Source organism: Nitratireductor sp. OM-1 (assembly GCF_003296175.1).
GTDB classification, from domain to species: domain Bacteria; phylum Pseudomonadota; class Alphaproteobacteria; order Rhizobiales; family Rhizobiaceae; genus Nitratireductor; species Nitratireductor aquimarinus.
In genome coordinates this window covers 1,623,993-1,641,797 of the sequence record NZ_CP029208.1, presented here as the reverse complement: position 1 = coordinate 1,641,797, position 17,805 = coordinate 1,623,993, and the positions used below count along the sequence as shown (strand labels likewise).

The 17,805-nt window shown below is 61.5% G+C and carries 18 protein-coding genes and 1 tRNA gene; 9 read left to right on the top strand and 10 right to left on the bottom strand.

What is annotated here, in order from left to right:
* Positions 1 to 81: 81 nt before the first annotated feature.
* Entirely contained in the window at positions 82 to 600 is a 519-nt protein-coding gene (locus tag DEJ54_RS07815) for a MarR family winged helix-turn-helix transcriptional regulator (protein WP_113156152.1), read from the top strand.
* Positions 601 to 763: 163 nt separating this feature from the next.
* Complete coding sequence (gene hemA / locus DEJ54_RS07810; RefSeq protein ID WP_113156151.1) at positions 764 to 2,041, top strand: 5-aminolevulinate synthase; 1,278 nt, start codon at positions 764 to 766, stop codon at positions 2,039 to 2,041.
* Positions 2,042 to 2,140: 99 nt separating this feature from the next.
* Here hemA and mscL read toward each other — a convergent pair whose 3' ends face one another.
* Entirely contained in the window at positions 2,141 to 2,560 is a 420-nt protein-coding gene (mscL, locus tag DEJ54_RS07805; RefSeq protein WP_113154074.1) for a large conductance mechanosensitive channel protein MscL, read from the bottom strand.
* 204 nt (positions 2,561 to 2,764) lie between these two features.
* On the opposite strand from mscL, the gene DEJ54_RS07800 reads away from it, so the two are divergent.
* The gene (locus tag DEJ54_RS07800) at positions 2,765 to 6,253 is read left to right on the top strand and encodes a PAS domain-containing hybrid sensor histidine kinase/response regulator (RefSeq protein ID WP_113154073.1); all 3,489 of its coding nucleotides are present in this window, start codon (positions 2,765 to 2,767) and stop codon (positions 6,251 to 6,253) included.
* A gap of 11 nt (positions 6,254 to 6,264) precedes the next feature.
* Here DEJ54_RS07800 and DEJ54_RS07795 read toward each other — a convergent pair whose 3' ends face one another.
* A complete protein-coding gene (locus tag DEJ54_RS07795; protein WP_222473776.1) occupies positions 6,265 to 6,942 on the bottom strand; it encodes a response regulator transcription factor in 678 nt (225 codons plus the stop codon).
* Positions 6,943 to 7,170: 228 nt separating this feature from the next.
* Between DEJ54_RS07795 and DEJ54_RS07790 the strand changes: the two genes are divergently transcribed.
* Entirely contained in the window at positions 7,171 to 7,500 is a 330-nt protein-coding gene (locus tag DEJ54_RS07790; protein WP_245447734.1) for a hypothetical protein, read from the top strand.
* 40 nt (positions 7,501 to 7,540) lie between these two features.
* Here the strand turns inward: DEJ54_RS07790 and DEJ54_RS07785 are convergent, their stop codons facing one another.
* Positions 7,541 to 7,978: a hypothetical protein gene (locus DEJ54_RS07785; RefSeq protein ID WP_113154071.1), complete on the bottom strand. Its 438-nt coding sequence runs from the start codon at positions 7,976 to 7,978 to the stop codon at positions 7,541 to 7,543.
* Between the two features lie 136 nt (positions 7,979 to 8,114).
* Between DEJ54_RS07785 and DEJ54_RS07780 the strand changes: the two genes are divergently transcribed.
* Positions 8,115 to 8,462 carry a DUF952 domain-containing protein gene (locus tag DEJ54_RS07780; protein WP_113154070.1) on the top strand — a complete coding sequence of 116 codons (348 nt, stop codon included), beginning with the start codon at positions 8,115 to 8,117 and terminating at the stop codon, positions 8,460 to 8,462.
* Positions 8,459 to 9,550 (top strand): quinone-dependent dihydroorotate dehydrogenase, encoded by a 1,092-nt coding sequence (locus tag DEJ54_RS07775; RefSeq protein ID WP_113154069.1) that lies wholly within the window; start codon positions 8,459 to 8,461, stop codon positions 9,548 to 9,550. Before DEJ54_RS07780 ends, DEJ54_RS07775 begins: the two co-directional genes overlap by 4 nt.
* 125 nt (positions 9,551 to 9,675) lie before the next feature.
* On the opposite strand, the gene DEJ54_RS07770 is transcribed toward DEJ54_RS07775, so the two are convergent.
* The 3 genes from DEJ54_RS07770 to DEJ54_RS07760 all read right to left on the bottom strand — a co-directional run bounded on the left by DEJ54_RS07770 (position 9,676) and on the right by DEJ54_RS07760 (position 11,465).
* Positions 9,676 to 11,019, bottom strand: coding sequence for an MATE family efflux transporter (locus tag DEJ54_RS07770; RefSeq protein ID WP_113154068.1), 1,344 nt, complete (start codon positions 11,017 to 11,019; stop codon positions 9,676 to 9,678).
* A gap of 10 nt (positions 11,020 to 11,029) precedes the next feature.
* Positions 11,030 to 11,293, bottom strand: coding sequence for a DUF6460 domain-containing protein (locus DEJ54_RS07765; protein WP_113154067.1), 264 nt, complete (start codon positions 11,291 to 11,293; stop codon positions 11,030 to 11,032).
* A gap of 98 nt (positions 11,294 to 11,391) precedes the next feature.
* A tRNA-Gly gene (locus DEJ54_RS07760) sits at positions 11,392 to 11,465 on the bottom strand.
* Positions 11,466 to 11,774: 309 nt separating this feature from the next.
* On the opposite strand from DEJ54_RS07760, the gene DEJ54_RS07755 reads away from it, so the two are divergent.
* From DEJ54_RS07755 to DEJ54_RS07745, 3 genes are all read left to right on the top strand, one after another.
* The gene (locus DEJ54_RS07755) at positions 11,775 to 12,737 is read left to right on the top strand and encodes a TRAP transporter substrate-binding protein (protein ID WP_245447733.1); all 963 of its coding nucleotides are present in this window, start codon (positions 11,775 to 11,777) and stop codon (positions 12,735 to 12,737) included.
* Positions 12,738 to 12,805: 68 nt separating this feature from the next.
* Positions 12,806 to 13,330 (top strand): TRAP transporter small permease, encoded by a 525-nt coding sequence (locus DEJ54_RS07750; protein ID WP_113154065.1) that lies wholly within the window; start codon positions 12,806 to 12,808, stop codon positions 13,328 to 13,330.
* Positions 13,327 to 14,598, top strand: coding sequence for a TRAP transporter large permease (locus DEJ54_RS07745; protein WP_113154064.1), 1,272 nt, complete (start codon positions 13,327 to 13,329; stop codon positions 14,596 to 14,598). Before DEJ54_RS07750 ends, DEJ54_RS07745 begins: the two co-directional genes overlap by 4 nt.
* A 66-nt stretch (positions 14,599 to 14,664) precedes the next feature.
* Here the strand turns inward: DEJ54_RS07745 and DEJ54_RS07740 are convergent, their stop codons facing one another.
* From DEJ54_RS07740 to DEJ54_RS07725, 4 genes are all read right to left on the bottom strand, one after another.
* Positions 14,665 to 15,417: a fumarylacetoacetate hydrolase family protein gene (locus DEJ54_RS07740; protein ID WP_113154063.1), complete on the bottom strand. Its 753-nt coding sequence runs from the start codon at positions 15,415 to 15,417 to the stop codon at positions 14,665 to 14,667.
* 24 nt (positions 15,418 to 15,441) lie between these two features.
* Entirely contained in the window at positions 15,442 to 16,176 is a 735-nt protein-coding gene (locus DEJ54_RS07735) for a sugar phosphate isomerase/epimerase (protein WP_162742238.1), read from the bottom strand.
* Positions 16,177 to 16,256: 80 nt separating this feature from the next.
* Positions 16,257 to 17,465 carry a UxaA family hydrolase gene (locus DEJ54_RS07730; protein ID WP_245447800.1) on the bottom strand — a complete coding sequence of 403 codons (1,209 nt, stop codon included), beginning with the start codon at positions 17,463 to 17,465 and terminating at the stop codon, positions 16,257 to 16,259.
* A gap of 1 nt (position 17,466) precedes the next feature.
* Positions 17,467 to 17,781, bottom strand: coding sequence for a UxaA family hydrolase (locus tag DEJ54_RS07725; protein ID WP_162742236.1), 315 nt, complete (start codon positions 17,779 to 17,781; stop codon positions 17,467 to 17,469).
* Positions 17,782 to 17,805 lie beyond the last annotated feature (24 nt).

Sequence of the window (17,805 nt, the reverse complement as noted above, 5' to 3'; positions counted from 1 at the left end):
TCTGATCCTTTGTTTGTCATTGCTTCGGAGCGCACTTTAGTTATAGTTATGATTATTAGATGTCAAATGAATGGCGTCCGCATGAGTTCCGACAAGACAACTGACAAAGCCGCCGACTGGTTCCGCAATGAAGAGTTACGCGCGGTCGAAAAATCCATTCGCCGCATCGTTCGCGCAAACGATGTGCAATCCAAGGCGCTCGCCAAGCAGATCGGGCTGACCGCAGCGCAGCTTGTGATCCTGAAGGCCACCGCCGCCCTTGGCGAGGTCACCACCACCGTGCTTTCAGCCCATGTGGACCTGAGCCCGGCAACCGTCATCACCATTCTCGACAATCTGGAAAGCCGCCATCTGGTGGAGCGCTATCGCTCGCGCGATGACCGCCGTGTGGTGCACACGCGGCTCACGCCCGAGGGCGAGGCGCTGGTGCGGCGCGCGCCCGAACCCATGGGAGACGCCTTCGCGCATCGTCTGGCCGCACTCGATGAGGAACGACGCAACCAGTTGATCGCAGCGCTGGCCACCATTGCCGACATGATGGCGCCGCCCGGCGGCGCGCCCGCTTCGGCCGGGCGCGCGAAGACCACTCTGTCGCATTGAAATGCACGCTAACGCGCAGTAAATCCTGAGAGATCACGCGCATTCGACCGCGATTTGATCGAGCGCAAGGCGACGGCAGGCAAACGTGTCAATTTGCCCGCAACGCACAATGGACGCGGGAAAGGTCGGACACTATGATCGCGCCGCACAGCAGGAAGGTCCAATGAATTACCAGCGTTTTTTCTCCGAAGCGATCGATCAACTGCACGCTGAGCGCCGCTACCGCGTTTTCGCCGATCTCGAGCGGATCGTCGGCGCGTTTCCGCGCGCGCTCTGGCGCTCTGATGAAGAAGCGCGCGAGATCACCGTGTGGTGCTCGAACGACTATCTGGGCATGGGCCAGCATGAGAGCGTGATCTCCGCCATGCAGGACGCAGCCGGCGCCATGGGCGCGGGTGCCGGCGGCACGCGCAACATCTCCGGCAACAACCATCCGCTGGTGGAACTCGAAGCCGAGCTTGCCGATCTGCATGGCAAGCAGGCCGGTCTGGTCTTCACCTCCGGCTTCATCTCCAACGAAGCGTCCATCTCCACCATCGCCCGCCTGCTGCCGAACTGCCTGGTGCTCTCGGACGAGTTAAACCATGCCTCGATGATCGAGGGCGTGCGCCGCTCGGGCGCAGAGAAGAAGATTTTCCGCCACAACGACGTCGAGCATCTGGAAAGCCTGCTCAAGGCAGCCAGCCCGGAACGCGCCAAGCTGATCGTGTTCGAATCCGTCTACTCCATGGATGGCGACATTGCGCCGATCGAGGCGATTGCCGATCTGGCCGACAAGTACAACGCCATGACCTATATCGATGAGGTTCACGCCGTTGGCATGTATGGCGCGCGTGGCGGCGGCATCACCGAGCGTGACGGCCTTGCCCACCGCATCGACATCATCGAGGGCACGCTCGCCAAGGGCTTTGGCGTGATCGGCGGCTACATCACCGGCTCCACCGCCGTGATCGACGCCGTGCGCTCCTACGCTTCCGGCTTCATTTTCACCACCGCGCTGCCGCCGGCAATCGCCGCAGCGGCCACCGCCTCGATCCGCCATCTCAAGGCGTCTTCGGTCGAGCGCGACGCGCAGCAGCGCCAGGCGCAGCAGACCAAGGACAAGCTCTCGGCGGCCGGCCTGCCGGTCATGCCCTCGCAGACGCACATCGTGCCGCTTCTCGTGGGTGACCCGGAACTGTGCAAGCAGGCAACCGACCGGCTGCTCGAGAAGCACGGCATCTACATCCAGCCGATCAACTATCCGACCGTGCCGCGCGGCACGGAGCGTCTGCGCATCACGCCGACGCCGTTCCATGACGATGCGCTGATCGACACGCTGCGCGACGCGCTTCTGGAAACCTGGGAAGCGCTCGGCATTCCCTTCAACGAAGCCGACCAGCCCCAGCAGGCCAAATCCGACCGCGTGGTGTCGCTTCTGGTGCCGAAGTCCGGCGGCTGACCCAGCCCGAAAATCCGAAAATGAAAACGCCGCCGGAATTGCTTCCGGCGGCGTTTTTCGTGGATGGCCACCGCTTCCCTTGAAGAAAGCGGAAGCTGACTATTTCTGCTTGGACAGAAGGTCACGGATTTCCGTGAGCAGCTGAACATCGGCAGGCGGCGCGGCAGGCTCGGCCGGCTTTTCAGCTTCCTTGCGGCGCATCGAATTCACGCCCTTGACCATGAGGAAAATGATCCAGGCGAGGATCAGGAAGTTCACGACCACGGTGAGGAAGTTGCCATAGGCAAACACCGCGCCCTGTTCGCGCGCGGCCTCCAGCGTCGTCGCCGTGACGGCGGACGAGAGCGGCACGAAGTAATCCGAAAAATCGAACCCGCCGAAGATTGCGCCAACAATCGGCATGATGATGTCATCGGTGAGCGACCTGACGATCAGACCGAAGGCCCCGCCGATGATCACACCGACCGCAAGGTCCATCACATTGCCGCGCGCAATGAATTCCCGAAATTCCTTCATCATAAGGGCCTCTCCCCAATCTAGCTGCACCCCCGGCGACTCAAACGCCGCCAGCTCGGGCTACATAACAATGATGCAAGCAAAAAGTGCAACAAAAACTGCATTTTCGGCTATGAGACAGTACCATTCGCCGAAAGAAGCATTGGACAGGTCCCCGTGGCTGTGTTTGCCTTCCGGGTGGCCTTCAGAGGAGGAGTTGGCACACAAGTGCAGGGCTGGGTTATCGCCATCATCGCCGTCGCCTATGTGACGCTGCTCTTCTTCATTGCAAGCGTCGGCGACAATCGCGCCTCGCGAAAGGCCGGACTTGGCTCGCGCCCCTTCATCTACGCGCTGAGCCTGGCGATCTATTGCACGTCCTGGACCTTTTTCGGCTCCGTTGGCCTTGCGTCGGAGCGCGGGCTGGAATTCCTGGCGATCTATATCGGTCCGGTTCTGGTTTTCCTGTTCGGCTTCCCGATCCTGAAACGCATCATCCGGCTGGCGAAGTCCGAGAAGATCACCTCCATCGCCGACTTTCTGGCAGCCCGCTACGGCAAGAGCTTTGCCGTTGCCTCCGTCGCCACGCTGATCGCCACCTTCGGCACGGTTCCCTATATCGCCCTGCAGTTGAAGGCGATCTCGGATTCCGTCAGCCTCATGGTAACGCATTACGATGGCGCGCCGCCGACCATGGACTTCTTCGTCGGCGACATGGCGCTGATCGTGACCTTCCTTCTGGCGATCTTCGCCGTTCTGTTCGGCACGCGCCATGCGGACGCAACCGAGCATCAGGAAGGGCTGATCCTGGCCGTGGCCGTGGAGACGGTGGTGAAGCTCGCCGCCTTTCTGGCGGTCGGTGTGGCCATCACATTCTTCTTCTTTGAAGGGCCGGTGGAACTGGCGCGCACGGTAAGCACCCTGCCCCAGGTGCAGGAGGCCTATACCTATCCGACCTCGCTCGCCACCTGGATCGTGATGACCACGCTGAGCGCATTTGCGATCATCATGCTGCCGCGCCAGTTCTACGTGACCATCGTGGAAAACCGCAGCACGGCCGAACTGGAAACGGCGAGCTGGCTCTTTCCGCTCTATCTCATCCTCATCAATCTCTTCGTGCTGCCCATCGCATTTGCGGGGCTGGCGATGGTCGGGGATGCGGCGAATTCCGACCTCTATGTACTGGCGCTGCCGCTTCTTGCCGGGCACGATGCCCTGGCGCTGATCGCCTTCATCGGCGGTCTTTCCGCCGCCACGGCGATGGTCATCGTGGCCAGTGTGGCGCTGTCGATCATGATCTCCAACGATCTGGTGATCCCGCTCTTCCTGCGCCGGCTGCTCAGAACCGACCACCGCGAAAAGGATGACTGGTCGACCATCATCCTGAACATCCGCCGCGCGGCCATCTTCATCATCCTGTTTGTGGCCTTTCTCTATTATCGGGAAACCACCCACAACACGCGGCTCGCCGCCATTGGCCTGATCTCGTTCGCGGCCATCGCGCAGTTCGCGCCGGCCTTCTTCGGCGGGCTGATCTGGCGCGGCGCAAATGCGCGCGGAGCGCTGCTGGGCATGGGCGCAGGCTTCACGATCTGGGCTTACACGCTGCTTTTCCCGTCGCTCGCACCGCAGGACACCGGCATCATCATCGACGGGCTCTTCGGCCTGCCGGCGCTGAGGCCGCAGGCGCTTTTCGGCACCGTGGCCGAGCCCCTCAACCATGGCGTCCTGTGGAGCCTTGCGGTCAACACGCTGTTCTTCGTGCTGGGCTCGCTCTCGCGCGCCGCCCAGCCGCTGGAGCGCATTCAGGCCGCCATCTTCGTGCCGCGCGACACGGGGCCCATACCGACCCTGCGCCGCTTCCGCACGGTGGTCACCGTCAACGATCTCAAGGACACGATCTCGCGCTATCTGGGAGCCGAACGCACCGAGCGCTCCTTCGCCACGTTCGAGGCGACCCATGGCGTACGGCTCAACGGCAACGACCAGACAGGCATCGCGCTCGTGCGCTTTTCCGAGCAGCTTCTGGCCAGCGCCGTCGGCTCCTCCTCCTCGCGGCTTATCCTGTCGCTCCTGTTTCAGCGCAACGACCGCTCGCCCCGTGACGCCCTGCGGCTGCTTGATGACGCCTCCATGGCGCTCCAGCACAACCGCGACCTGCTGCAGACCGCGCTCGACCAGATGGAGGAAGGTGTCACCGTTTTCGACCGGGATTTCCAGCTGATCTGCTGGAACAGGCAATACCGCCTGCTCTTCAATCTGCCCGACGAGATGGGTCAGGTCGGTGTTTCGCTCGACCGGTTCGTCAATCTGCTGGTGGTGCGCGGCGAGCTGCCCGTCGACGCCTACACGATGACGCTCAACCGGTTTACCGATTTCGGCATGCCGTGGGAGATCCGCCTGCGCAAGAGCGGCCGCATCATCGAGATGCGCACCAACCCGATGCCCGATGGCGGCATCGTCGCCACCTACACCGACATCACGCCGCGCGTGGAAGCCGATGTGGCGCTGAAACGCGTGAACGAAACACTGGAGCAGCGGGTGGCCGACCGCACGGCGGAGCTGATCCGCTTGAATGAAGAGCTGGCGCAGGCGCAGGTGATCGCCGAGGAAGCCAATCTCGGAAAGACGCGCTTTCTGGCCGCCGCCGGCCACGACATTCTGCAACCGCTCAATGCCGCGCGGCTCTACTGCTCGTCGCTTCTGGAGCGCGCAAAGGCCGGCGAGACGCGGGAATATGTCAGCAACATTGAATCCTCGCTCGATTCCGTGGAGGCGATCCTCGGCGCAGTGCTGGACATCTCGCGGCTGGACACGGGCGCGCTGAAGCCTGCTCCCAGCGTTTTCCAGTTGGATGGCCTGCTGCGCCAGATCAGCACAGACTTCATGCCGCTGGCCGATGAGAAAGGGCTGGACCTGACCATTGTGCCCTCAACACTGACGGTGAACACGGACCGCAACCTGCTGCGCCGGCTGGTGCAGAACCTCGTTTCCAATGCGATCAAATACACGCCGAGCGGCCGTGTTCTGGTGGGGGTGCGCCGGCGCGGCAGCCTGCTTGAGCTACAGGTGATCGACACGGGCATCGGCATCGCCACCGACAAGCTGAACACCGTGTTCCGCGAATTCACGCGGCTGGAGGAAGGCGTGCGGCAGGCGCAGGGGCTGGGACTTGGCCTCTCCATCGTCGACCGCATCGCGCGCGTGCTCAATCTGGAAATCCGGCTGGATTCGGAGAGCCAGCAGGGCACCCGCTTCTCGGTCATCATCCCCGTGAGCGCGACGCCGGCCCAACCCGCCGAACGGCCAAAACCGTCGGCTGCCGTGCCGCAGGCAATGCTGGAGGGCCTGCGCGTTCTGTGCATCGACAATGACCCGCGCATTCTGGATGGCATGCGCAGGCTTCTTGAGGGCTGGGGCTGCACCGTGCTGACGGCGACCGGATCGGCCACCCTGCCCGACCTTTCGCACACACAGCCCAACATCATCCTCGCCGATTACCATCTGGACAATGAAGTCGGGCTCGACGTGATCGCAGCCCTGCGGGCGCGTTATGGTGATGCGATACCGGCGATCCTGATCACCGCCGACCGCTCGAACGAAGTGCGCGCGCAGGCCGAAGCGCTGACCGCCATGGTGCTGAGCAAGCCGTTACGTCCCGCATCGCTGCGCACACTGCTCACGCGCTGCCGTCAGATGCTTGCCGCCGCCGAATAGGCAGCAATGCCTCAGTCCTCGGTTGCGATCGTGTCTGCGCCGATCTTCGAAAGGCGGATCACCGCCTGCGTGCGGCTGTCGACATCCAGCTTCTGCAGAACCGCCGAGACATGCGCCTTGATCGTCGCTTCGGAGACGTTCAGCTCATAGGCGATCTGCTTGTTCAGAAGCCCTTCGGCCAGCATGCTCAGAACCCGCGTCTGCTGGGGGGTGAGCGTCTGGAGGCGCTGGATGAGATCGGCGACCTCCGGATCGCCCTCGGCACCCAGATCGATGTCCGCCGGCGTGTAGATATCGCCATTGAGCACGGCCTGAACCGCCGTGCGGATCTCGTCCATGCCAGAGGATTTGGAGATGAAACCCGATGCGCCAAGTTCCAGAGCGCGCCGGATGGTCTCGGGGCTGTCATGAGCGGAAACGACGACAATGGGCAGGGCCGGGTTCATGCCGCGCAGCGCAATCAGCCCGGAAAGACCACTTACGCCCGGCATGGTGAGGTCGAGAAGGACCAGATCGACGCTGTCATCGACAAGCGCCTTCGCCCCCTCGAAATCGCCCGCTTCCAGTATCTCGCATGCACTGTCCAATCCAGAAAGTGCGCCTTTCAGCGCCCCCCTGAACAGAGGATGGTCGTCGGCGACCAGAAATCTATAGCCAGATACCAAATATCCCTCCCGCGCCCGCAGCATTATTGTCGTGTTCTTCCGCTACGGCTCCTCCACCGCGATTATGCGGGGAATAGCCGCATTTTCAAGCTCGACGGTGGCAAAGGGCTGCCGCCACGGGGCCGGAACTCGCAGAAGTTTTACTTGTCTGCCCATAACCTATGCCACAGACTGGTAAAGGGGTGACAACCCCGCAGGCTGATCATGGAGAAAATCCACAGGGTAGCGACATTCTGCATCGGACGAGCGGTCATGTTCGGTGCGCTCGCCATTGGTCTGGTGATGCTCAGCTTTTCGTTTGATCTGGTCGTTGCCTTCAGCGCCGGCGCGCTGATGACCCTGATCATGTCGGAAATTCTGATCCTGAAGGCCTACGCAACCGCGCGGCAGAACCCCCGGAAAACCGAGACCTGGCTCTATCTCAGCCCCGACGCCCGACCGGCGGGGCGGTCGGGAGCCAGGGTGTTCATTTCGATATTGAAGGACATCTATCTGCGTTTCGCCGCCTTGAGCCTCAAGGTCGGCTGCGGCTTCTTCATATTCTCGATGCTGCTGCGCCTCATGCGCGCGGCCGCGGTCTGAAAAACGGTCAGGAGCGTTTGCAGCCCCTGCTCAGATGCGATCAGGTGCGATCAGGCGCCGGAGTGTTCGGCGTGGTCGTGGTTTCTTCTTCCTCGAAGTCCTTCACGATGCCCATGAAGCGACGGAAAAAGCGTTCCATGAGCCCGAGCGTCTGCTCGAATTCTTCTTCCGACGGCAATTCGGAAGCGGCCTGCGGATTTGCATTTTCAAGCGCGGCAAGGCGCTCTTCCAGCGCATCGAGCCGGTCCTGCAGAGCCGTGATGTCTTCCTCATAGGCCGTGCGCTCGTCGGCGGCCGGAGAGCAGACCAGCTGGCCGGAACGTTCGCGGCAGATCGACATGGAGCCGGTGCGGGTGTCCATCCGCACATAGCCTTCTTCCGTGCGCTCCAGCCGGAACCGCTCGGCATCCTGCGCCATGGCGCCCGATGTCATGGACAGGACGATCAGCGCCCCGGTGGCCGCAATGGTCTTGCGCATTGGTCCGCTCCGCTTTCATGCAATTGGTGATGGGATCATGAGCAAGGAATGCGCCATAAATGGGATCGGGCGCAATCCCCCGAAAACACCTTTTCGACCCTTTCGCTGAACCCGCATTACAAGTATAGCCGCAGGCATGGCTGACATGATCTATAAAATCGCACCCCGCACGCTCTGGCAGGAAGCCGAAGAGGCGGGGGTGTTTCATGGCGCACCTGTCGACCTTGCCGATGGGTATATTCACTTCTCGACCGCCGGGCAGGCTGCGGAAACGGCGGCCAAACATTTCGCCGGTCAGGACGACTTGCTTCTCGTTGCCGTCGACGCCGACGCGCTGGGCGACGCCCTGAAATTTGAAGTGTCACGCGGCGGGGCGCTTTTCCCGCATCTCTATGCTCCGCTTTCGCTTGATGCGGTTTCCTGGGTTCGCCCGCTGCCGCTTGGCGCGGATGGAGCCCACGTCTTTCCAGAGCTTGCCAAATGAAGTCCCTGCTCGACAAGATTGCGCGCCAGGCCCTCTTCCGGATGGATTCCGAGCGCGCTCACAACCTTGCAATCATGGCCCTGAAGAGCGGCATGCCCCTCGCCCGTCCTCCGCAGATCAGCAAACGCCTCAAGACGATTGTCGGCGGCATGGTGTTTCCCAATCCGCTTGGCATGGCGGCCGGCTTCGACAAGAACGCCGAGGCGGCGGACGGCCTGCTGCGCCTTGGCTTCGGCTTTGTCGAATGCGGCACCGTGACCCCGAAGCCGCAGGCCGGCAATCCGAAGCCCCGCCTCTTCCGGCTTGAAGAGGATGCCGCGCTGATCAACCGGCTCGGTTTCAACAATGACGGCCTCGTCGCCGTGCGCGAGCGCATCAAAGAGCGCGCCGGGCGTGGCGGCATCGTTGGCGTCAACATCGGCGCCAACAGGGACAGCGAAGACCGCATCGCCGACTATGAGACGGGCGTGCGCGCCTTTGGCGACATCGCCTCCTATCTCACCGTCAACATCTCCTCGCCCAACACCGCCGGCCTGCGCGCGCTGCAGGACCGGGAAAACCTCTCCGAGCTTCTGGCCCGCGTTCTGGCGACACGCGACGAGGTTGCCAAGCGCCGTCGCTCGCCGGTGCCGCTGTTCCTCAAGATCGCTCCCGACCTGACGGAAGAGGCTATGTCCGACATTGCGGACGAGGTGCTCGACAAGCGCATTGATGGCCTGATCGTCAGCAACACCACGCTTTCCAGAACCGGCGCAACCAGCCGGCTTGCGCATGAGAAGGGCGGCCTTTCGGGCCAGCCGCTGTTTGAGCGTTCGACCATCGTGCTTGCGCGCATGCGCCTGCTGGTGGGCCCGGCCATGCCGCTGATCGGCGTTGGCGGGGTGGACTCGGCCGAAACTGCGCTCGAGAAGATCCGCGCCGGTGCCGACCTTGTGCAGATGTATAGCGGCATGATCTTCGGCGGCACCTGCCTGCCCGGAAAGATCCTCGAAGAGATGAGCGCCTACGCCCAGCGCGAGAACCTCGCCTCGCTGCGCCAGATCCGCGATACGCGGGTGGATGAGTGGGCCGCGCGCGCCCTGAACTGACGCGCGCCCGCAAACCTGACGGCAAAAGACGCTACGGCATTTTCGCTGAACCGCGAGAACGCCCCGACGCATTGTTTTTCGCAGTTCCGGACGGAAAACCGGTTCCCGCTTTTCCCGAAACTGCTTTAACTCCCGAAGGTCTGCCGTGCGCGCGCTGGCAGGATGGCTGCCAGACTGATGCCGCGCACGATCAGGAAGATGTGCAGCGTCGCCCAGAGGCCGTAATTGCCGAAAGCGCGCGTCAGAAAGAACAGGCAGACGAGATAGACGGCGAGCGACAGCAGCATCATGTTGCGCATGTCGCGCGACCAGGTCGCGCCGATGAACACCCCATCCATCTGAAATGCCAGCACGCCGGAGACCGCGATCAGCGCCGCCCATGGCAGGAACGCGCTGGCGATCTCGCGGACATCCTCGGCTTTCGCAATGAAAGCGACGAGATCGTCGCCGAACAGCACGAAAACACCGGCCAGCGCCAGTGCGAGACCAAAGCCCCAGACGATGGTGAGCCACACGGCCTGCCGGAACGCCGGCCGATAGCGCGCGCCCACCGCCCGCCCGGCAAGCTGCTCGGCCGCAGTCGCCATGCCATCGAGGAAATAGCCGGCGATCAGGAAGAAATTCATCAGCACCGCATTGGCCGCCAGCGTGACCGTTCCGAACTGTGCGCCCTGCCGCGTGAACAGCGCAAAGGCTGCCAGAAGCGAGAAGGAGCGGATCATGATGTCGCGGTTCATCGCCACCATGCGCATGATTTCCGGGAAATCGAACACCCGCGCCAATGAAACGCGCGGGCCGTTTCTGAACCGCCATGCCAGAAGACCAAAGCCCGCCAGCGCACCCAGCGCCTCGCCGCCCACCGTGCCCCAGGCCACGCCCTCGATGCCCCAGCCCAGCGAAAGACCGAGAAAGACCGATAACGCGATGTTTGCGCCGTTGAGGATCACCTGAAGGCCAAGGCCGAGCCCCCCTTCCCCGCGCCCCAGCACATAGCCAAGGATGGCGTAGTTGATCAGCGACAGGGGCGCGCCAAGAATGCGGATCGCCACATAGGCATGCATGGCCTCGGCAACGCGCGGATCGGGGTTCATGAACCGGACGCCGGCGGCATTGACCAGCGGCCCGAGCGCGACGACCAGAAGCCCGCAGACGAGCGCAATCGCCAGAGCGCGCCACAACACCGCCTGCTCTTCCAGCACATCGTCGCGGCCGAACGCCTGCGCAACCAGCCCGGTGGTTCCCGAACGCAGGAAGTTGAACGTGGTGAACACCACGTCGAAGACGATGGCGCCCGCCGCCAGCCCGCCCAGAAGGGCGGCGTCGCCATATTGCCCGATGACGGCCGTGTCGGTGATGCCGAGCAGCGGCGTGGTCAGATAGGCGAGCGTCATCGGCACGGCGATCGACAGGACCAGCCGGTTGGTGACCTCGAACGGGCGCGCGGCCCGCGTCGGCGTGGAAACGTCCATTCCCGCCGGCCTAGCGGCGATAGCTGAGAAGACGCAGGATCAGGAACGCCGGCACGACGATGGCTGCACCCAGCAGGATGTAGCTTGCAAAGCGGCCGAGCGCATCAAAGCCCATGTTCCACAGATGCACGACCGTGTCGCGCAGCGCATAGAAGATATCGAACGGCGACCAGTTGAAGGCGCTCATGACGAAGCCGACGATGAGCGACACGATCAGCAGTTTGATGATGACGCGCAGCGGGCTGTCGCCCAGAAATCTGGTCAGTGCCGACACCGGAATGCTCCTTGATCTTGACCGCAAAGAGATACGCACCCGCTGGCGCGGGCGCAAGCTTGCGCGCTGCGAAAAAGGAAATACCGGCTGAGCCGGACTGGAGCGGGTAGCGGGAATCGAACCCGCGCGTTCAGCTTGGGAAGCTGACAGGCTACCATTACATCATACCCGCGCAGCGCGCATTAATCCGCGACCCGCGGCCCGGCGTCAAGCGGGATTGTGGGCCAGCGCGCCCGTACCTAACGCATCCCAGCGCTTCGACCCGGGCCTGATCAATCTGATTTTGTATGCCGAGTACAAAAATCCAGACTTCCGTTTCATTACTCTGGTCAATGGATTCAGGGGCGTTTTCGCTTAGGGTCAATTCGTGGTTGGATGGGTGAGGAGGAAACCTACCAGCCTTACCAATCGAAACATCCATCACAATCGGGAGGGGCAGATGATCTGGAAAAGTACACTACAAGCTTGCGTGGCAGCCGCGATGCTGTTGGCGACAGGGGCTCATGCCGAAACGGTATTGCGCTTCGGTCATCCCAACGTTGCAGGCGAAATCTCGAGCAAGCTCTATGATGAATTCGTCGCACGGATCGCCGAGCGGACGAATGGAGAGGTCACCATTCAGGTGTTCCCGGGCGAGCAGCTCGGCAAGGAAACCGAGATGGTTCAACAATTGCGCGACGGCGTTCTGGACATGACGGCGGCCTCGATGGCAGCCACCAGCACGCTGGTGCCGGCGATGGAGATCCCGAGTGCGCCGTTTCTCTGGCAGAACTGGCTCGAGGCCGAAGCGGTGATTTCCGGGGCTGCCATGCAGCCCGCCTTCGACGAGCTGGAAGAAAAACACAACATCATTCCGCTCACCAAGATCTGGTACTGGGGCTGGCGCAATTTCACGCTCTCGGAAAAGCCGGTGCGCGCGCCAGCAGACATGGCCGGCCTGAAAATCAGGGTTCCTGAATCCCCGGTCTGGGTGGAGATGATCCGAGGGATCGGTGCTGCACCGACGCCCATTCCCTTCAGCGATGTCTACACGGCACTGCAGCAGGGGACGGTCGACGGTCAGGAAAACCCCATTCCGACCATCTACGCCCGGAAATTCTACGAGGTTCAGAGCTACATCGTGATGTCGCGTCACATGCTTCAGAACAATCTGATCCTGATGAACAAGGAGTCTATGGCAAAGCTCGATCCACGCCATCAGCGGATCATTCTGGAAGAGGTTGGCGCAGCTTCTGCCAAAATGACGCTTCTCCAGCAGCGAGCCGAAGAAAACATGCTGAAGGAAATCGCAGAGACGGCTGACGTCACCATCGTTGATGATCCGGACCGCGAAGCGTTCGCCGAAGCCACGACTGAAGCTGTCTTTGCCGCCCTTGCCGAGCGCTGGGGTGCGGACAGGATCACGACGGTGCGCGAAAACATCTCCGCCACCCGCGGGCAATAGTCTGCCATCAGCACCGGACCGCATCGGCGGTCCGGTGTTCATTGTCCTGTTGTTGGGGGGAGACCAGTTTGAGACAATGCATTCTATGGCTCGACAATCGCGTGCGCGAGATCGAGCACCATGCCCTGTGGCTGCTTCTGGCCACGATTTTCGTCATTCTGACCGCGACTGTCTTCTTCCGCTATGTGCTCGGTTCCCCGATCACCTGGACAGAAGAACTGTTGACGATGCTGTTTACCTGGATGGTGTTCATCGGCGCCAGCTCGGCCCTTTCAACCCACCAGCACATCCGCATCGACATGATGCTGCGCATACTTCCACCACGCTATGAATTACTGGCGTCCGTGGTGGCCGTTTTGATCTGCCTGGTCGTGTTCCTGGTGGTCATCCATTTCGGCCTCAAATATGTGCGGACGACCTGGGGCGATCGAACACCGATGATGGATGTCACCTACGGGTTCTACACGCTTGCTCTTCCCGTCACGAGCATGTGTGCCACACTTCATGTGATCCGCAACTGCCTGGATGGCGGTGTGCGCGACGCGCTCAAGAGCACGATCGAGGTTCAGGCAGGTGAAGGGGATGCGGCATGATCACCACCCTGCTTCTGCTGCTTCTTCTGTTTCTTCTGGTCGGGGTGCCGACTGCCTACGCGCTGGCGGCCTCTGCCATTGCCGTGATCTGGCTTGAAGGAATACCGCTGACCATTGCCGTGCAGCGCATGACCGCCGGCGTCCAGTCCTTTCCGCTTCTTGCCATCCCCCTGTTCATCCTTGCTGGCACGTTGATGAACGCGTCGGGCATATCGGAACGCCTCTTCGCACTGACCGGTTCGCTGGTCGGTCACATCCGGGGCGGCATGGCTTATGTCAACGTGCTGACAAACGTCTTCATGTCCGGCATTTCGGGATCTTCGCTCGCCGATTGTGCGGCCACGACACGCGTGTTCGTGCCACAAATGGTCAAGCACGGTTACGACAAGGGATTCAGCGTCGGACTGACGGCCTCCGCCGCCGTCCTCGCTCCCATCATCCCGCCATCCATCCTGCTTGTCATTTATGGCTGGCAGGCGAATGTCTCGATCGGCGATCTGTTTGTGGCGGGGATCGTGCCGGGGCTGGTCATCGCCACCGCGCTGGTTGTCACGGTGGCGATCATGACACGGCTTCGCGGTTTCGGGCGCGGTGCGGCGTTTTCAGCCAGGGCGCTCCGGCAGACCTTCTTCCAGGCTTCCTGGGCGCTGTTGATGCCGGTAATCATCATTGTCGGCTTTCGCATGGGCATTTTCACTGCGACCGAGGTTGCGGCCATTGCGGCAGCCTATGCTTTCCTCGTCGGCCTTCTTATCTACAGGACCTTGAAGGTCGTCGAGCTACCGGGCGTGTTTGCAAGCGCTGCGCGCGATACGTCGTCGATCCTCGTCATCGCGGCGACCGCAGCACCATTCGGCTGGATCCTGTCCATCGGTCAGGCTCCGCAGCAACTGCTTTCGTTCCTGACCGGCTTCTCGGACAGCCCGATGCTGATCCTGTTGCTCATCAACATTATCCTGCTTGTGCTCGGCACATTCATGGAAACGCTGGTACTCATCATCATCCTCGTCCCGATCCTGCTGCCGCTCATCGAAACGCTGGGCATCGATCCGGTTCACTTCGGGATCGTGATGATCATCAATCTGGTCATCGGCCAGCTGACACCGCCCTTGGGCGTTCTGATGTATGTGACCTGCGGGATTTCGGGGACCAGCATCGCTCAGTTCATGCGGGCGATCCGACCGTTTCTCATCGCCCTGATCCTTGCCTTGCTTGCGATCACATACATTCCGGCACTGGCGCTCTATCCGACAGCGTTGCTGCGATAATCTGGATAAAGCAATGCCCCGTGGGTCCCACGGGGCATTGCTAGTTCAACGGCGATTTGCGGGCGTTCAGGCGACCCGGCTGTGCAGACGTCCGATCTTCTCGATCTCGATGACGATCTCGTCACCAGACGCCATCGGGCCAACACCGGATGGTGTGCCGGTGATGATCAGGTCGCCCGGCTCCAGCGTCATGATGCCCGACACGAATTCGAAAATGCGGGCAATGGGGAAAATCATGTCGTTCGTGTTGGACGACTGACGCAACTCGCCATTCTGCCAAAGCTTGATGTCGACATTGTCGGGATCGAGGTCGGTTTCGATGACCGGCCCGACCGGCTTGTAGGTGTCGAAGGATTTGGCGCGGGTGAACTGACCATCCTTCTTTTGCAAAACCCGATTCGAGACATCGTTGGCGCAGGTGTAGCCGAAAATGTAATCCCCTGCATCGCTGGCGGCGACATTGCGGGCCCTGCGGCCAACGATAATGCCGATCTCGGCCTCGAAATCGATGCGGTCATCGGCATTGTCGATCTGGATTTCCTCGCCATCGGCGATGATCGCGGAAGGCGCGCACATGAAGAGCATCGGCTCTTCTGGAACCGGAACGCCGGACTCTTCGGCATGGAGCGTATAGTTGAGCCCCACGCAGACCAGCTTGCTTGGCGCCACCGGGGCAAGCACACGCACGGTGTCGAGCGGAACAACCGTGCCGGTTTTCTCGATCCCGTCGAAGGGAGAGCCCGACAGGACGGCAATGGATGAGCCTTCAAGCAGCCCATAGGATGTGATTCCCTGATGGGAAAAACGAACGATTTTCATGATGAAACCTCTGTATGAATCGCGTCAGACGCGGGTGGGGATATAGGGCCGCATCGCCTCGAAACTGGCAGCGATTGCGTGACCGGCATCAGGAATCTGGAATGTCTCGACCGTCACATAGCGGTCGAACCCGGAATCGATCACTGCACCCATGGCGGCGTCGATGCCATAGCTTCCGTCGCCGACCGGCAAGCGGTCGGAATCGGTGATGTGAAAATGCCAGAAGAGATCACCGGCCGCGCGAATGGCTTCGGCCACCGTTTCCTGCTCGGTTAGGATGTGCGCGGTGTCGAGCATCACGCCCAGGCTTGAGACGCCAAGACTTCGCACGAAGCTGCAGGTCTCACCTGTGGTGAGCAGGCAATTTGCATAGTTGCGGTTGACCGGCTCGAGCACGATTGGAACATCGGGAAACGCGGCGGCACATTGCGTGATTGCCGCGCCGATCCAGTCGAGCGTCTGTTGTGGCGCGACGCCATCGATATACCGGCCGCGCAACCGACCGACATTGACCATCGCGCCATATTCGGATGCAAGGTCCATCGACGCCATCATGCGATCAATGGCTTTCTGCCGCCGGCTGGCATCAGGATCAGCGAAGGAAAGCCCGTCCTGACCGTAAACCTCGCCGGTGCAGACCGCCGGCATGTCGAGCCCCTGACCGCGAATGGCGGTGGCAAGCGCTCGCCGGTCGATCCGCGCCGGGTCGCACACCAGAAGCTCGACGCCTGAATAGCCCGTTTCGGCAATGCTTTTCATTGCCGCCTCTATCGGGCCCTGAACCGCGGTCACCCTGGCGGGTTCCACGTCTGGCGTGGCATACATGTAGGCAAGCTTCATCATTGCTGAAACCGGAAATCGTTCTGTTCGGCCAGCTTCTGATGGATAACTTCCTTGCGCACCACGCTGACATTCGGGATGGCGAATTCCTGAATATTGAAATACTCTGCCTTGGCCTGTTGACCATTCGCCGTGTCCATCACCAGTTCGACGATCTCTTCGCCGACCTGCTTCAGTGACTTGGTTCCCTCAAGGACATCGCCTGCACTCAGATCGATGTCCTCGCGCAGGGCTTTGAACGTATCGTTGTTGGAGCTGATCTTGAGCACAGGCGCAATGCACGACCCGGTCGGCGTTCCCTTGCCGGTCGTGAAGAGCACCATATGCGCGCCTCCGGCAACCTTGCCCGTGACCGAGGCAATGTCGAAGCCGGGCGTATCCATGATGACCACGCCCTTCTCTGTCGGCCGCTCGCCATATTTGACGATCTGAACAATGGGCTGGGTGCCAGCCTTGTAGATGCAGCCAAGCGACTTTTCCTCGATGGTCGTCAAGCCGCCTTCAATATTGCCGGGCGAGATGAAGACGCCGCTGTCGTCCTGCGTGGTCATGGACAGCTCGATCTCGTACTCCTTGATCAGGGTCATCAGATCCTGCTTGATTTTGTCGGTTTTCCCGCGTCGCCAGAGAACCCGTTCTGCGCCGACCATCTCTGTGATCTCAGACAAGACGACCGTTCCGCCGGCTCCGACGAGGATATCGGCCGCCTCTCCCACTGCCGGATTGGCAGTGAGCCCGGAAAACGCATCGGAAGAACCACATTCCAGCGCGACGATCAACTCGCTGACGTCGCCTTCATCATCGGGTTCGGCCGCGATCTGCCCCTTCAAGCGCTCAACGATGCCGATGCCGGTATCACGCGTCGAGCGGGCACCACCCTCCTTCTGGACGATAAGCATTTCGACCGGCTTTCCAGTCGTTGAAATCGCGTCGGCGATGCGCCGGGCAGACGCTGTCTCGCACCCCAGGCTCACCACCAGAACAGCACCCACATTCTGGTGGCGGCCATGGCCGATGAACGTGTCCTCCGTGGTGGTGTTTTCCTCGGCATCGAAGGTGCACCCATAAGGATGCATGAAGGTGACCGCACCGGTCTTCGAAGCGATGTCGAGCGCCACACGGTTGACGCAAGAGACCGTCGGAATGACCAGAATGTGGTTTCGTATGCCGATCGAGCCGTCGGCGCGGCGATAGCCCTTGAACTTCATGTCACTCACCCTGCTTTCGCGCGTGGATTTCATCGAACCGGCGCCCCTTGGCGCCGCGGCAATTGTGAACGTGCACCCAATGGCCCGCCAGGATCGCCTCGGTCGCTATCCCGATCACCTCGCCATATTTGTGGATCTCCTCCTGGGCCGCAATGTCGCGCAACGCGATCTTGTGCCCGCGCGGGATCTTCTCCTCGACCCTCAGGGGACGTCCATTTCCGATGCCCGAGACGATGACGGTCTCTGCGGGCAACAATTCGACTGTGGCGGTTGCCACGTGATCGCTTTCCTTGATCTGGATGGCTGTCTTTTCCAACGTCAAACTCCTGAATGACTCACA